The 15,036-nt window shown below is 64.2% G+C and carries 16 protein-coding genes; 12 read left to right on the forward strand and 4 right to left on the reverse strand.

The window, feature by feature from the left end; all coding sequences use genetic code 11:
• The first annotated feature begins 31 nt into the window (after positions 1-31).
• The 5 genes from dnaQ to A5892_RS11955 all read left to right on the forward strand — a co-directional run bounded on the left by dnaQ (position 32) and on the right by A5892_RS11955 (position 4,172).
• Positions 32-775: a DNA polymerase III subunit epsilon gene (dnaQ, locus tag A5892_RS11935; RefSeq protein WP_064122992.1), complete on the forward strand. Its 744-nt coding sequence runs from the start codon at positions 32-34 to the stop codon at positions 773-775.
• On the forward strand, positions 768-1,577 hold the full coding sequence (gene nudC, locus A5892_RS11940; RefSeq protein WP_082890431.1) for an NAD(+) diphosphatase: 810 nt from the start codon (positions 768-770) through the stop codon (positions 1,575-1,577). The genes dnaQ and nudC overlap by 8 nt, the downstream gene beginning before the upstream one ends.
• 77 nt (positions 1,578-1,654) lie before the next feature.
• A complete protein-coding gene (gene sohB, locus A5892_RS11945; protein WP_064122993.1) occupies positions 1,655-2,701 on the forward strand; it encodes a protease SohB in 1,047 nt (348 codons plus the stop codon).
• A gap of 5 nt (positions 2,702-2,706) precedes the next feature.
• Positions 2,707-3,366 (forward strand): 7-cyano-7-deazaguanine/7-aminomethyl-7-deazaguanine transporter, encoded by a 660-nt coding sequence (locus tag A5892_RS11950; RefSeq protein WP_064122994.1) that lies wholly within the window; start codon positions 2,707-2,709, stop codon positions 3,364-3,366.
• Between the two features lie 29 nt (positions 3,367-3,395).
• Positions 3,396-4,172: an alpha/beta fold hydrolase gene (locus A5892_RS11955; protein ID WP_064122995.1), complete on the forward strand. Its 777-nt coding sequence runs from the start codon at positions 3,396-3,398 to the stop codon at positions 4,170-4,172.
• 48 nt (positions 4,173-4,220) lie between these two features.
• On the opposite strand, the gene mntR is transcribed toward A5892_RS11955, so the two are convergent.
• Complete coding sequence (mntR, locus tag A5892_RS11960) at positions 4,221-4,664, reverse strand: manganese-binding transcriptional regulator MntR (RefSeq protein WP_064122996.1); 444 nt, start codon at positions 4,662-4,664, stop codon at positions 4,221-4,223.
• Positions 4,665-4,965: 301 nt separating this feature from the next.
• On the opposite strand from mntR, the gene A5892_RS11965 reads away from it, so the two are divergent.
• The 5 genes from A5892_RS11965 (at position 4,966) to cysB (ending at position 9,694) form a co-directional block, all read left to right on the forward strand.
• A complete protein-coding gene (locus A5892_RS11965; protein ID WP_064122997.1) occupies positions 4,966-6,135 on the forward strand; it encodes a Re/Si-specific NAD(P)(+) transhydrogenase subunit alpha in 1,170 nt (389 codons plus the stop codon).
• Complete coding sequence (locus A5892_RS11970; protein WP_064122998.1) at positions 6,132-6,560, forward strand: NAD(P) transhydrogenase subunit alpha; 429 nt, start codon at positions 6,132-6,134, stop codon at positions 6,558-6,560. The genes A5892_RS11965 and A5892_RS11970 overlap by 4 nt, the downstream gene beginning before the upstream one ends.
• Positions 6,553-7,950 carry an NAD(P)(+) transhydrogenase (Re/Si-specific) subunit beta gene (locus A5892_RS11975; protein WP_064122999.1) on the forward strand — a complete coding sequence of 466 codons (1,398 nt, stop codon included), beginning with the start codon at positions 6,553-6,555 and terminating at the stop codon, positions 7,948-7,950. Before A5892_RS11970 ends, A5892_RS11975 begins: the two co-directional genes overlap by 8 nt.
• Before the next feature lie 118 nt (positions 7,951-8,068).
• Positions 8,069-8,377 (forward strand): winged helix-turn-helix domain-containing protein, encoded by a 309-nt coding sequence (locus A5892_RS11980; protein WP_223302645.1) that lies wholly within the window; start codon positions 8,069-8,071, stop codon positions 8,375-8,377.
• A 345-nt stretch (positions 8,378-8,722) separates the two neighbouring features.
• Entirely contained in the window at positions 8,723-9,694 is a 972-nt protein-coding gene (gene cysB / locus A5892_RS11985) for an HTH-type transcriptional regulator CysB (protein ID WP_064123000.1), read from the forward strand.
• A 76-nt stretch (positions 9,695-9,770) separates the two neighbouring features.
• Here the strand turns inward: cysB and A5892_RS11990 are convergent, their stop codons facing one another.
• Genes A5892_RS11990 through A5892_RS12000 form a run of 3 tightly spaced genes read right to left on the reverse strand, consistent with a single transcriptional unit; the run spans position 9,771 to position 12,652 of the window.
• A complete protein-coding gene (locus A5892_RS11990; RefSeq protein WP_064123001.1) occupies positions 9,771-10,724 on the reverse strand; it encodes an aliphatic sulfonate ABC transporter substrate-binding protein in 954 nt (317 codons plus the stop codon).
• Complete coding sequence (locus A5892_RS11995; RefSeq protein WP_064123002.1) at positions 10,724-11,518, reverse strand: ABC transporter ATP-binding protein; 795 nt, start codon at positions 11,516-11,518, stop codon at positions 10,724-10,726. The genes A5892_RS11990 and A5892_RS11995 overlap by 1 nt, the downstream gene beginning before the upstream one ends.
• Before the next feature lie 24 nt (positions 11,519-11,542).
• Positions 11,543-12,652, reverse strand: coding sequence for an ABC transporter substrate-binding protein (locus A5892_RS12000; RefSeq protein ID WP_064123003.1), 1,110 nt, complete (start codon positions 12,650-12,652; stop codon positions 11,543-11,545).
• A 208-nt stretch (positions 12,653-12,860) separates the two neighbouring features.
• Here A5892_RS12000 and A5892_RS12005 point away from each other — a divergent pair, with 208 nt between their 5' ends.
• Both A5892_RS12005 and A5892_RS12010 read left to right on the forward strand, forming a co-directional pair.
• Positions 12,861-13,892, forward strand: coding sequence for an ABC transporter permease (locus A5892_RS12005; RefSeq protein WP_064123004.1), 1,032 nt, complete (start codon positions 12,861-12,863; stop codon positions 13,890-13,892).
• 111 nt (positions 13,893-14,003) lie between these two features.
• Positions 14,004-14,987 (forward strand): ABC transporter substrate-binding protein, encoded by a 984-nt coding sequence (locus A5892_RS12010; protein WP_064123005.1) that lies wholly within the window; start codon positions 14,004-14,006, stop codon positions 14,985-14,987.
• Positions 14,988-15,036: the final 49 nt, after the last annotated feature.

The following is a 15,036-nucleotide window of genomic DNA, read 5'->3' on the forward strand; positions in this document are numbered from 1 at the left end:
AAGCGACGACCACGACTGACGGAAGCATACGATGCGCCAGATCATCCTCGATACCGAGACCACAGGGATAGACCCCAACGAAGGCCACCGGCTGATCGAGATCGGTGGCGTGGAAGTGATCAATCGCCGGCTCACCGGTCGTCACTACCACCAGTACATCAATCCCGAGCGCAAGATCGACGTCGAGGCGATCGGGATCCACGGGATCACCGATGAGCGGGTGGCGGGTGAGCCCAAGTTCGCCGAGATCGCCGACGAATTCTGGGCCTTCATCAAGGGGGCGGAGCTGGTGATCCACAACGCCTCGTTCGACGTTGGCTTCATCGATCATGAGCTCAACCGGCTCAACGCCGCGCGCAAAGAGCCGCGCCTCGGGCCTGTGCGTGAACACTGCGGCGTGCTCGACACGCTGAAGCTCGCCCGCGAACGCCACCCTGGCCAGCGCAACAGCCTCGACGCGCTATGCAAGCGCTACGACATCGACAACGCTCATCGCACCCTGCACGGTGCGCTGCTCGATGCCGAGATCCTCGCCGAAGTCTATCTGGCGATGACCGGCGGCCAAACCGCGCTTTTGCTGGGTGGAGCGGAAGGTAGCGAACAGGACGATCAGGCCACCAGCGGCGGCGGCTCGATGCGCAGGGTCGAGCTCTCTCCCGGCCGACTGCGGGTGGTGCGCCCGAGCGAAGACGAGCTCGTCGCCCACCGGGCGAAGCTCGAGACGCTGCGCAACAAGAGCGGAGGCGAATGCCTGTGGGATCGCTTCGATGGCTGAACGATTGCCCTCACTACCGGTCCTCGAACGCGGACTGATCGGCTCCAAGCGGATAGAGCGCGCCCGGACGATCTCGATCGACCAGCGTGGGCGCATCGCACCCGGTGAGCTCGACGGTATCCTCGGTCCGCGGGCCAAGCCCGCCCAGGGAACGATGCCAATCGGTCGCTGGCGCGGCGAGCCGGTGATGGTGCGCATGTTCGACGAAGAGCGCCCCGAATGGCCGGGGGGCCGTGAGTGGTTGGGCCAGCTGCCGGAGTTCATCTACCCGCTGCTCTCCACCGCGCTGCAGGTCGCCACCTGGCGCCGCGACCACCGCTTCTGTGGGCGCTGCGGTACCGCCACGCGCCCGCACGGCCACGAGTTCGCGATGGTCTGCCCCCGCTGCGGCTTTCGTGGCTATCCGCGGATATCTCCCTGCATCATCACCCTGGTGACCTTCGGTCGCGAACTGCTGCTCGCGCGCAGTCCTCGCTTCGCTCCGGGGCGCTTCAGCACCCTGGCCGGATTCATCGAGGCCGGTGAGTCGGCCGAGGAGGCGCTCAGGCGCGAGGTGATGGAGGAGGTCGGTGTCGAGGTCGGCAGGATCAGCTACTTCAAGAGCCAGTCCTGGCCGTTCCCGCACTCGTTCATGCTCGGTTACTACGCCGAGGCGGCGAGCCGCGAAATCCACATCGATGGCATCGAGATCGAGGCGGCCGACTGGTTCATGCCCGAAATGCTGCCGGCGCTGCCGCCCAGCGGTTCGATCTCCCGCGCGCTGATCGATCATTTCGTCAACGGCGTCGCCGCTCGGGACTGACGAGGCCTGCTTCTTCCATGTGCCGGGCCGATGCGGCGCTATCGCCCTTGATCCAAGGGCAACCAAAGGAGAGTTCCATGCTCGATTGGCTTTACGACTACGGTTTGTTCTTCGCCCGGGCGGCGACCGTGGTGATCGCGATCGCGGTGATCATCGCCTTGATCGCAAGGCAGAAGGCGAGCGCCCAACGCCATGGCGGCAAGCTGGTGGTGCTCGATCGCGGCGAGCATTTCCGTCGCCGTCGCGAGAGCCTCGAAGCTGCCCGGCTCGGGCCGGTGCTCGGCGCCAAGGCGCGCAAGCAGTGGGCTAAGCTCGACAAGCGCAAGGCCAAGGAGGAGAAGAAGCGCGCGCCTGAGGACGGCGACGCAGTGGCCTGGGTGATCGATTTCAACGGCGATCTGCGCGCAAGCGCTACGCCGGCGCTGACCGAGCAGGTTTCGAGCCTGCTGCTCGCCGCGCGCGAAGGCGATGAAGTGGTGGTGCGGCTCGAATCCGGCGGCGGTCTGGTCCACGCCTATGGCCTCGCTGCGGCTCAACTCGACCGGCTGCGGGAAGCCAAGCTCAAGCTCACCATCTGCGTCGACAAGGTCGCCGCCAGCGGCGGCTACATGATGGCCTGCTGTGCCGACAGGCTGATCGCCGCACCGTTCGCGGTGGTGGGCTCGATCGGCGTGGTCGCCCAGGTGCCCAACGTCCATCGGCTGCTGAAGAAGCACGACATCGATGTCGAGGTGCTCACCGCCGGCAAGCACAAGCGCACCCTCACCATTCTCGGCGAGAATACCGAGGAGGGACGGGCGAAATTCGTCGAGGACCTGATCGATACCCACGCCCTGTTCAAGGCGTACGTCGGCGCACGCCGCCCGGGCCTTGCGATCGACGAAGTGGCGGATGGTGATATCTGGTACGGAAGCGAGGCGGTGGAGCGGGGGCTGATCGACGAGGTCGGGACCAGCGAAGCCTACCTGCAGCGCCGCGCGGAGGAGGGCAAGGTGTTCGAGCTCGCGTTCAAGCCGACCCGCTCGCTGGCCCAGCGTCTTGGCCGCCAGAGCGCTCGCGCGGTCGAGCGTGGGGTGGAGCGGGCGATAGAAAGGCTGGTCCAGCTCGGCTGGGAGCGGCGCTGAGCCCCATGCTCGCACTCGACAGGCGCCAGCGTCGCCTCGCGCTCACCGCGCTGGTGGCTTTCCACATCCTGATCATCACCGCCAGCAACTACCTAGTGCAGCTACCGGTGGCGCTCTTCGGCCTGCATACCACTTGGGGTGCGTTCAGCTTTCCGTTCATCTTCCTCACCACCGACCTCACCGTGCGGCTGCTCGGCAAGCGCGACGCGCGCATCCTGATCGCCCAGGTGATGGCGCCGGCACTGTTGATCTCCTATGGGGTCTCGGTGCTGTGGCAGGAGGCGCAATTTCGTGGTTTCCAGGCGCTCGGCGAATGGAATCTGTTCGTCGCGCGCATCGCGCTGGCGAGCTTCGGCGCCTATGTGCTCGGTCAACTGCTCGACATCCAGGTGTTCGACCGCCTGCGGCGGCTGCCGCAGTGGTGGGTGGCTCCCGCGGCCTCGACCCTGTTCGGCATGCTGATCGACACCCTGGCGTTCTTCGCCATCGCGTTCCATCACAGCCCCAACGCCTTTATGGCCGAGCACTGGGTGGAGATCGCGCTGGTCGACTACGTGATCAAGCTGAGCATCGGTTTCGCCCTGTTCGTACCGCTGTACGGCGCGCTGCTCAAATGGATACTGGCGCGGCTCGCGAGACCCGAGCGCGTCCAGTCGTTGAATTGAATTCCATCTTCCAAGGAGGCCAGAGATCGATGGCGACCACGCTCTACGCATTGGACAGCGGCGGTGAGTTTCGTGCCCCTCCGCTGGTCGTTCTCCATGGCCTGTTCGGCAGTGCCGACAATTGGCGCTCGCCGATCAAGGCATGGCGCGATAGCCGCCGCGTGATCGCACTCGACCTGCGTAACCATGGCCGCTCACCCCACCTCGACGGCATGGCCTACGACCAGATGGCCGAGGACGTGCTCGAGAGCCTCACCGCACTCGGCGTCGAGCGCTTCGTGCTGCTCGGTCACTCGATGGGCGGCAAGGTGGCGATGAACCTGGCACGGCAGTGCGCTGATCGGGTGGAGCGGCTGATCGTCGCCGACATCGCCCCGGTCGCCTATGCCCACGGCCACGAAGACGTCTTCGCCGCGATGCATGCGGTCGAGCGGGCGAGGGCGCAGAACCGGCGCGAAGCCGATGCGGCGATGGCGCAATACGTGAGCGACGCCGTCACCCGCCAGTTCCTCGCCACCAACCTGATTCGAGGCGAGCAGCAGACGCTCGAATGGCGCGTCGACCTGGCCCGTATCGAGGCGGACTATCCGGCGATCATCGCAGCGCCTGGCGGGCACGATGACTACCCGGGAGCGACCTTGCTGCTGCGCGGCGGTCGTTCGAACTACGTCGATGCCCAGGGCGTCGAGGCGGCGCGGGAGATTTTCCCCGCCCTTCGACTCGAAACCATCGAAGATGCCGGACACTGGCTGCATGCCGAGCGCTTCGATGAATTCAAGGCCAAGGTCGATGCCTTCCTCGGCTGAGCGGGGCGGTCGGCGGAACGCGGGGAAAGAGACAGGGGACAGGGTGTTTCAAAGATCGCGCTTGGTCTCGCCGCGATCGCTGCCGTACTGATCGAGAAAGCGGCGCATCGCCTCTACCGTGGCATCGCTGCAGTGATGCTCGATACCCTCCGAGTCGGCGCGCGCGACGGGCTCGGGTACGCCCATGGTGCGCAGCACATCGAGTACCACCAGGTGACGAGCGGCGACCTTGTGGGCGAGCTCCTCTCCTTCCTCGGTGAGAAAGATACCGCGATAGGGGCGCGCATTGACCAGCCCGTCGCGCTTCAGTTTGGTGACGACCTTGGATACCGCCGCGGGACTGACGCCGAAACGCTCGGCGAGATCGCTTGCCCTCGCTTCGCCCAGATGCTGGTGAAGATGGGCGATCTCCTCCACGTAGTCTTCGACCAGCTCGCGCTGGTGGTCCTGACGTACACGATCGAAGTGTTCGTGGTGAGGCATGGAATTCATGAGCAGCAGGTTCTCTCAGTCGCTCTCAACTAGAGGCACGAAAGTATCACATGGCGTCTTGCGCGAATAGTTCGTTGCCAATCGATGCTGTCGCGCTTCAGCTGCTTTTTGTGCCTCATCGCGTCTTTCCGCCGCCAGATCGACTCCGATTGCCGCTATTGTCCCTGCGCCGTTAAATCATTCGCGAACGCTCCATTCAGGCTAACTGAATAGGTGGGGACGCCATGTTAAAGGTAGATTCAACCTGCGGGCCGCTGTTCTTCGAACCGGCCATGACAATAACGAGCCAAAGGAATAAGCGATGAAAGTCGCAATAACGAGAGAGACGCAGGACGAGGAGACGCGCGTCGCCGCGGTGCCCGACACCGTGAAGCGGCTGCGTGCGTTGAATCTCGAGGTGGTGGTCGAGCGCGGCGCAGGCAGCGCCTCGATGATCACCGACGAAGAGTATGAAGCCGCCGGCGCTACGCTCGCCGAGAGCGCGGCGCAGGCATTGCAGGGCGCCGAGGTGGTGCTCAAGGTGCGCCGGCCGAGTACCGAAGAACTGGCGCTGATCGAGGAGGGGGCGATAGTCCTCGCGGTGATGGACCCCTATGGCCAGGAACAAGCGCTGGATGCCATGGCCAAGGCGGGGATCACCGCATTCGCGATGGAGCTGATGCCGAGGATCACCCGCGCCCAGTCGATGGACGTGCTCTCCTCCCAGGCCAACCTGGCCGGCTATCGCGCGGTGGTCGAGGCCGCCCAGGTCTTCGACCGCGCGCTGCCTCTGATGATGACCGCCGCAGGCACGGTGCCCGCGGCCAAGGTCTTCGTCATGGGGGCGGGTGTTGCCGGGTTGCAGGCGATCGCCACCGCCAAGCGCCTCGGCGCGTCGGTATCCGCCACCGACGTGCGCCCGGCGGCCAAGGAACAGGTGGCTTCCCTCGGTGGCAAGTTCATCGCCGTCGAGGATGAGGAGTTCAAGGCCGCCGAGACCGCCGGCGGCTACGCCAAGGAGATGTCCGCCGAGTACCAGGCCAAGCAAGCCGCGCTGGTCGAGGAGCACATCAGCAAGCAGGACATCGTGATCACCACCGCGCTGATCCCCGGGCGTCCCGCGCCGAAGCTGATCACCAAGGCGATGCTCGCGCGGATGCGTCCTGGTTCGGTGGTGGTCGACCTGGCGGTGGAGCGGGGCGGTAACGTCGAAGGCTCGGTCGCCGATCAGGTGAGCGAGGTCGAGGGGATCAAGCTGATCGGCTACGGCAACCTCGCTGGTCGCATCGCCACCAGTGCATCGCTGCTCTATTCACGCAACCTGCTGGCATTCCTCACCACCTTGGTCGACAAGGAGCAGGGACACCTTGCGATCGACTTCGACGATGCGCTGGTCAAGGCCACCGCGTTGACCCACCAAGGTCGGCGGATCCATCCCAGCTTCGGCGGCGTCGCCGAGGAAGCCGAATCGAACAAGGAGACCCGAGCATGAGCGCTTCTCTCGACCGTGCCCTCGAAGGGCTCGATGCCGCGGTCGCCGCGGTCCATCACGCAGCCTCGAGCGATACCGCGGCGGCCCTGGCCTCCGGCGCGACTGGCGGAATGATCGATCCGTTCGTGTTTCGCCTGGCGATCTTCATTCTCGCCATCCTGGTCGGCTACTACGTGGTCTGGGCGGTGACGCCTGCGCTGCATACGCCGCTGATGGCGGTGACCAATGCGATCTCCTCGGTGATCGTGGTCGGCGCGCTGCTCGCGGTGGGAATCTCGACCAGCGGCTTGGCCACTGGTTTCGGATTCGTCGCCGTGGTGCTCGCCTCGGTCAACATCTTCGGCGGCTTCCTGGTCACCCAGCGGATGCTGGCGATGTACAAGAAGAAAGAGAAACCGGCCAAGCAGGGGAACGATCATGTCTGAGAGTGTCGCTGCGTTCCTCTATCTGGTCTCCGGGGTGCTGTTCATCATGGCCCTGCGTGGCCTGTCGCACCCGACCACCAGCCGGCGGGGCAACCTGCTTGGCATGCTCGGCATGGCGATCGCGATCGTCACCACCCTGGTGCTGGCTGGCCCATCCTTCGGCGGCTTCGCGCTGATCGTGGTCGGCATCGCGCTGGGCGGCGGAATCGGCGCCGTGATCGCCAAACGCATCCCAATGACCGCGATGCCCCAGCTGGTCGCCGCCTTCCACTCGCTGGTAGGTCTGGCCGCGGTGCTGGTCGCCGCTGCCGCGCTCTACGCGCCGACCGCCTTCGGCATCGGCACGCTCGGTGGCATCCACGCCCAGGCGCTGGTCGAGATGGCGATCGGCACCGCGGTGGGTGCGGTCACCTTCACCGGCTCGATCATCGCGTTCCTGAAGCTCGATGGACGGATGTCCGGCAAGCCGATCATGTTGCCCAATCGCCATGCGATCAACATTGGCCTGCTGGTCTCGCTGGTGGTGCTGGTGGGCGTACTGGTGATCACCGAGAGCCACCTGGTGTTCTGGCTGGTCGTACTGGTCGCGCTGGCGCTCGGTGTGCTGCTGATCATCCCGATCGGCGGTGCCGACATGCCGGTGGTGGTGTCGATGCTCAACTCCTACTCGGGCTGGGCCGCGGCCGGCATCGGCTTCACCCTGGGTAACCTTGCGTTGATCATCACCGGTGCCCTGGTCGGCTCCTCGGGAGCGATCCTTTCCTACATCATGTGCAAGGGGATGAATCGCTCCTTCATCTCGGTGATCCTCGGTGGCTTCGGCGCCGATACAGCCAGCGCCGCCGCTGATGACGGCATCGAGCGGGTGGTCAAGCAGGGTTCCGCCGACGATGCGGCGTTTTTGATGAGCAATGCCTCGCGGGTGATCATCGTGCCAGGGTATGGCATGGCGGTGGCCCAGGCCCAGCACGCGCTGCGCGAGCTGGCCGACGTGCTCAAGGCCAACGACGTGGAAGTGAAGTACGCGATCCACCCGGTCGCCGGGCGGATGCCGGGCCATATGAACGTACTGCTGGCCGAGGCCAACGTGCCTTATGACGAAGTCTTCGAGCTCGAGGACATCAACGCCGAGTTCGCCCAGACCGACGTGGTCTACGTGATCGGCGCCAACGACGTCACCAACCCGGCGGCGCGCGATGATCCTTCCTCGCCGATCTTCGGCATGCCGATTCTCGAAGTCGACAGGGCCAAGACCTGCCTGTTCGTCAAGCGTTCGCTCGGTTCGGGCTACGCGGGGATCGACAACGAGCTGTTCTACAAAGACGGCACCATGATGCTGCTCGGCGACGCCAAGAAGATGACCGAAGAGATCGTCAAGGCGATGGCCTGAATGAGCAGGCTGGCTCCCCGGGCGAGAGTCGATTCTCCGACCGGGTGAGCCCAGGCCGGGGTTCCCGCAAGGGAACCCCGGTTTTTTCCGTTTTCGCACTGGCTTGGGAGGCCACCGCATGTCCGTGACCATCAGCAAGACTCGCTCCAGCTTCTACCGCAGGCTCTACGTCGCCTGGCTGATCGACCAGGGCATCGCCAGCGTGCCGTCGATCACCGCATTCACCGGGATGCCGAGGCGCACCGCGCAAGATACCGTCGCCGCGCTCGATGAGTTGGATATCCAATGTGCCTTCGAGCAGCGTGAAGGCGCCCGGCACCAGCAGGGGGAGTACGTGATCCGCGATTGGGGGGCGATTCAGCGTGACTGGGTGAGCGAGCATATCGAGCGAATCGCCGCAGCGCTCGGATACCCGGTGCCGGAATGAGCGAGCGAACGTATGTGGGGACGAGGATGACGGCGGAATGGCAGCTATGTGCGGGCCTAAGAAGTCGCATTCATGCCCTGGCATCCATGACATTTAACATAATATATATTATGCGTATCAACAGAGATCGAGGATGAGAGAGCCATGGCTTGGTTTTGTGTCGGTCGCCACTCTCGATCCACCCGATCCACCCAGCTCCTACGGTGAACCTCGCTTAATTCCAAAAGAGAATAATTGGAGTCTCTTTTATTCCTTACCATTAGGATCAAGCTCGCGTTCAATATCCCCCTGGAACGAATAAGCATGCGCCCGGATCGTCGGGCCACCGTGGGGAGACAACGTCGGATGAAACTGCAACAGCTGCGCTATATCTGGGAAGTCGCGGCCAACAACCTCAATGTGTCGCTCACCGCGAGCAATCTCTACACCTCTCAACCAGGCGTGTCGAAGCAGATTCGCCAGCTCGAGGAAGAGCTCGGCGTCGAGATTTTCGCCCGTCGCGGCAAGCACTTCAGTCATGTGACTGAAAGCGGCCGGCAGATCATCGACATCGCCGGCGAGATCCTGCGCAAGTCCGAGAAGATCAAGCGCATCGCCCAGGAGCACAGCGACGAGCGCAAAGGCAGCCTGTCGATCGCCACCACCCATACCCAAGCGCGCTACTCGCTGCCGCCGATCATCCAGGCCTTCCGCCGCCGCTATCCCGAGGTGTCGCTGCACATTCACCAGGGTACGCCGCGCCAGATCGGCCAGATGGTCTCGGACGGGCAGGCCGACTTCGCCATCTGCACCGAGCCGCTCGACATGTACTCGGACCTGGTCTCGCTGCCGTGCTATCGCTGGAACCGCTGGCTGCTGGTTCCCGAGGATCATCCGCTGTGCGCGGTCGAGCGCCCTACCCTTGCGCAGCTCGCCGAACATCCGTTGGTGACCTATACCTTCGGGTTCACCGGGCGTTCACAGCTCGACGATGCCTTCGACGAAGCCGGGTTGACGCCCGATGTGGTGCTCACCGCGGTGGACGCCGATGTGATCAAGACCTACGTCCGCCTGGGACTCGGCGTCGGCATCGTCGCTCACATGGCGATCGACGCGACCCAGGACGGCGATCTCAGGGCGATCGATGCAAGCCATTTGTTCTCGCACTCGATCACCCGGCTGGCGATACGCCGCGGCACCTTCATGCGCCGCTACATGTTCGATTTCATTCATCGCTTCGCGGCTCATCTCGATGCATCCACGGTCGAGGAAGCGCTGACGACCCCGAGTACCGAGGTCGAGAGGCTGTTTCGTGATATCGAACTGCCCATCCGCTGAAGCGCCGACGAACCGAAGGCGGCAGCGCCACGCACTGCCGCCTTCCATCGTGCTCAGCCCGCTCCGGGTTCGGGGCTCAAGGCGCCGGTCGCCACACCCCGATGCCGCGGGCGTCGACCGGCCGGGGTAGCATGCCGGCTGCGAGAAAAGCGTCCGCCATCCGCTGCTGTACCTCGAGGGCGGCGTCTCCGACCGGTTCGACCGCGTAGCTGCGCCGCTGGTTGGCCTGCTCCACCGCCGAGACGTCGAGCCCGCCCCACAGCGGAGCGAGCCGCTCGGCGGCCTCCTGTGGATTCGCCTTGACCCAAGCCCCCTCTTCCTCAAGCGCCGTGTACAAGGTTTGCAGCACTTCGGGATGGGCATCGGCGAAGCGTTTGCTGGCCAAATAGAAGCGCCGATAATCGGCAAGCCCGTCACTGCCGTCCAGCAGCGCGCGGGTGGGAATCGCTCGCTCGGTCAAGGTCAGGAACGGCTCCCAGGCGATCCAGGCGTCGATGCTGTCGCGCTCGAACGCCGCGCGGGCGTCCGCCGGGGCCAGATAGCTGATCGACACGTCCTGCGGCTCGAGTCCTGCTCGCTTGAGCGCGGAGAGCAGGAAGTAGTGATTGCCGGCCCCCTTGGTCACCGCGATGCGCTTGCCGCGCAGGTCGTCGATCGACTCGATCGGCGAATCACGCTTGACCAGCAGCGCCTGGGCCGAGGGAGACGGACGCTCAGTGGCATAGACTTCGAGCTCGGCACCGGCCGCCTGGGCGAAGATCGGCACGACGTCGGCCACATCGGCGCTGACATCGATACCGCCGACGTTGAGCGCCTCCAGCAACGGCAGCCCGCTGGTGAATTCGTGCCACTCGATCTTGAAACCTTGCTCGGCGAGGCGCCGGTCCAGTTCACCGCTGTCGTGAAGCAGCGTGACCAGGGTGGAGGATCGTTGGTAGCCGATCGAGACCGACTGCTCGGCGGCATGGACACTGCCCATTCCCAGCATGGCCAGACAGACTGCCGAAGAGAAATATTTGAGACCGCGCATCAGGCTGCTCCCAGCAGTTCGAGGATTGCACGTCGCAGCGTGATCATCCGGGGATCATCGCGACGCCGGGGATGAGCGATGCCGACCTCGATCGACTCGAGCAGCCTTGCCGGCCGAGGGCTGAACACCAGCACCCGGTCGGCCATCAGCAAGGCCTCCTCGACATCGTGGGTCACCATCAGGGCGCTGTACTGGCGCTCTTGCCAGAGCGACACCAGCTTGCCCTGCATCCTGATCCGGGTCAGGGAGTCGAGCTTGCCGAGCGGCTCGTCGAGGATCAGCAGCCGCGGCCGGTTGACCAAGGCGCGCGCCAGCGCGGCGCGGCTTGCCATCCCGCCGGAGAGCTGGCGCGGATAGGCGTTGGCGAAGCCCGCCAGGCCGACGCGTTCAAGCTCCTGGGCCACGCGAAGGCGGCCATTGTGGTCGAGTACCCCCTGGGCCTGGAGACCGAGCGCGACGTTGTCCGATACCGTCCGCCAGGGATAGAGCGTCGGATCCTGGAAAACCACCACGCGCGATGGGTCCGGGGCGGTAATTGCAGCGTTATCGGCGAGGATTTCGCCGCAGCGCGGGGCTTCCAGTCCGGCGACCAGCCGCAGCAGCGTCGACTTGCCACAGCCGGACGGGCCAAGCAATGCAAGCGACTCACCGGGCTTGAGTTCGAAGGAAACCTCATCGAGCACGGCAAGCGCCTGCCCATCGAGATCGAAGGCATGGCTGACTGCGCGGATATCGAGATGCAGGCCGCGCGAGCTTGGTGGGTTTAGCGCTGCAGCGGAAGCTTTGCTCGCCATACGACAGAGTCTCCTTGTGGCATATCAGGCGAAGACGTCGAAAGTGATCCCGTCGGCGAAGCGGCGCGAATCGGTGCTCGGCCTCAGCACGCTGATCTTCTTCAAGTCATCGGCGTAATAGACGATCTCGTCGGCAAGCGCCTGCCCGGTAGCACTATGTGCGTGGGTATGATCGCCGAGGATCGCCGCCGTCTCTTCGGCTGTGACGTTCACCGCGTGCTTGATGAACAGCTCGCCGACCTCCTGGCGATGTTCGGCGGCCCAGACGTGGGCATCGAGAATCGCCCGGGTCAATGCCGCAGCGGTGGGCGTGTCGTTGCGCACCAGCGTTCCGGTCATGCCGAGCACGCAGCAGCTGAGATTGGCGTAGTCCTCGACCAGGTTGTTGGAGATCTCGACGAAATCGCCGGAATCCAGCAATCGATAGGCCCAGGGGTCGCTGCCGACCACCGCTTGCACCTCGCCCTTGCGTGCCGCCAGTCCGAGCAGGTCCGCGGGATAGACGCGCCAGTCGATCTCTCGGTTGGGGTCGATGCCATGGCGGTTGAGCATGATCGAGAAGAAATTCTTGCCGGGGTCGGCCATGTCGGTGACCGCCACGGTCTTGCCGCGCAGATCCTCCAGTGCACGCACCTCGCCGTCGGTGGCGGCAAGCAGACGAAGGCATCCGCCGTGGGTCCCCGCGGTGAGCTTGACGTCGAAACCCTGCTCGAGCGCCTTGAGCCAGCGCAGTGCCATACCGACGCCGGCATCCGCCTTGCCGCTGGCGATCGCCTCGAGCAGCACATCGGTGGAATTGCCGAAATTGACGTACTCGACGTCAAGATTGTAGCGGTCGAAGAACCCCTTCTCCTGTGCGATCGTCACCGGTGCGATACAGATCGCGTTGGCATTGGTCGCGAGCGTTACCTGGCGGCGCTGCGGCAGCACCCAGCGCGCACTGTCGGCTGACTGATCTGCGGCTTGGCCGTGCTGCGCCGCATGCTCGTGCGACTGCGCCAGCGCCCTTCGTGGGGCCAGCAGCGAAGCGAGGGGCACGCAGGCGGCAGCGGTACCGAGACCTGCGCCTACACCGATGAAGCGCCGCCTTGAAAGTGAGGTTGCCGAAGGTCCACCCGCATCGAACCAAGTCATCAAGCCGTACTCCGCAAGCCTAGAGAGCAGACAAGCTAACCGCTGACCCACGCCTGGCTAAATCATTTAACGTCATGTTGAAGCTTCTTCGGTGAAAATTTACTTATAACTTCGACGCGGTATGTTTCATCTCATTTGGCTATTTATTCACCGAGCATTCGATTGAATAGAGTGAGTGGCTCTTTCACTGTTTCACTGCGGAGGCGCCATGACGGCCAGAACCATCACCCCGGCGAGTTCTCACATCGACGCCGAGCGGGCGGCGACTCCCGCCAGGCACTGGCGCAGCGGACTGGTCGCGGCGCTGGCCTGGGCCCTGCTCTATGCGTTGATGAAGCTCGTTCCTAACCAGGTGATCGGCTTCGCCGAGCCGCTCTATGTCGCCCAGACCGATGCGATTGCGCTGATCATCGCCGCTGCGCTGTTCGTCGCGGTCGTCTTGAGCCGGTTTGATCCGCCGGTCATCGGCCGCACGCTGCGCAGAATCCATCCTGCCGGCCCCTGGCTGATCGCCCTGGCGATTTTGTTTGGGCTCTGGGAACTCGTCACCGCGAAACTGTCACTGCTCCCGGCCCCTTTCTTCGCCCCGCCCAATGCGCTGGTCGAGGCCTACGCTACTGACTGGTACCGCCTCGGCGACAGCGTGCTGCACTCGCTGCGACTGCTCGCGTTCGGATTCGCTCTCGGTGCCGTATCGGGCTTCTGCACAGGGGTGGCGATTGGCTGGTCACGCGGGCTCGGCTACTGGGTTCACCCGATCCTGCGCTTTCTCGGTCCGGTGCCCTCCACCGCCCTGCTGCCGCTATCGCTTTACTTTTTCCCGTCGAGCTTCTCCGCCGCGATCTTCCTGATCGCCCTGGCCACCTGGTTCCCGGTCACCGTGCTGACCTGGTCGGGCGTGGCCAGCGTCGATACCGCCTATTACGACGTTGCCCGAACCCTTGGCGCGAAGCCCCGCTTTTTGATCTTGCGGGTAGCAATTCCCGCTGCGCTGCCGCACGTTTTCGTCGGTCTGTTCATGGGGCTCGGCGCCTCGTTCTCGGTGCTGGTCGCCGCCGAGATGATGGGGGTCAAGGCCGGGCTCGGCTGGTATCTGCAGTGGGCCCAGGGCTGGGCGGCCTACCCCAACATGTACGCCGCGCTGATCGTCATGGCGCTGATCTTCTCCACGCTCATCACGGCTCTGTTCAGTGTTCGCGACCGCTTGCTCGCCTGGCAGAAAGGAGCGGTCAAATGGTGACCTTACGGGATGCCCACGCCAGTGAGGGCGAGTTCTCCTTCGAAGTGCGCTCCGATCCTTAGCCCCCAAGGCGGCTCCCATGCCGCTTTGCAACCGCAGGAATATCCCTCGATGTCCCGTATCACTCGACGTGGTTTTCTTCACCTTTCTCTCGCCTCGACGGCACTGCTCGCCAGCCACCGCGGCGTAGCCCTGGCCGACGACACGCGCACTACCGATCTGGTCAGACTCGGGTTCGGACGCGGTGGGTTGCCCTTGATCGCCAAGCAGCGCGGCGACTTCGAGCGAAGGCTGGCTGAAAACGGTATTCGCACCGAATGGGTCGGTCCGTTTCCCAATCATGCGCCGTCGATGCAGGCGGTGATCGCCGATGCCGCCGACCTGAGCTTCGGAGGCAGCACCACACCCGCGCTGGCCGCGGTACTCACCGGCGCACCGCTGGTATTCACCCAGTTCATGGTCAGCCATCCACGCACCACTGCGATCATCGTCAAGCGCGACTCGGGGATCGATAGCGTGCGCGACCTGGTCGGCAAAACGGTCGCCGTCAACCGCGCCGGACTCGGCGAATTCCTGCTGGTTGCCGCGCTCGAGAAGTACGGCGTCGATCGCAGCGAGGTGAATGCTATCTACATCAATCCTCCCGAGGCGGGTCCCGCCTTCGCTCAGGGCAAGATCGATGCCTGGTCGATGTGGAGTCCTCAGGTCGATATCGCGCGCAACGATTACGATGGCAAGAACGTGTTCTTCGAAGAGGACGATCTCGATTTCCAGATCGACTTCACTTCCTGGTTAGCGCGTGACGAATGGGCGAAAGCCAATCCCGGACTGGTCCGCGCGGTCAATCAGGCGTTTGCCGAGGAAGCGCACTGGGTCAGCGAACATCCCGAGGAGGCTGAACTGATCGCTCAGCGCGCCGCTGGTTACGACGATCGCACGCGTGACACCTTGACCAAGTTCAAGCGCCGCTACACGCTGCATGACGTACACGACACCGCCTTCCTCGATGAATTTCAGCAAGCCGCCGACTGGCTCAGCGAGCGCGAGATACTCAGGAGCAAGGTAAACGTGCGCGATTACTTGAATGAGAGCTGATCGACAGGTTCTCTATCTACACGGCTTCCCTCCGACAGAGAGCATGACG

This window comes from Halotalea alkalilenta (genome assembly GCF_001648175.1).
In the GTDB taxonomy this organism is placed as follows: domain Bacteria; phylum Pseudomonadota; class Gammaproteobacteria; order Pseudomonadales; family Halomonadaceae; genus Halotalea; species Halotalea alkalilenta_A.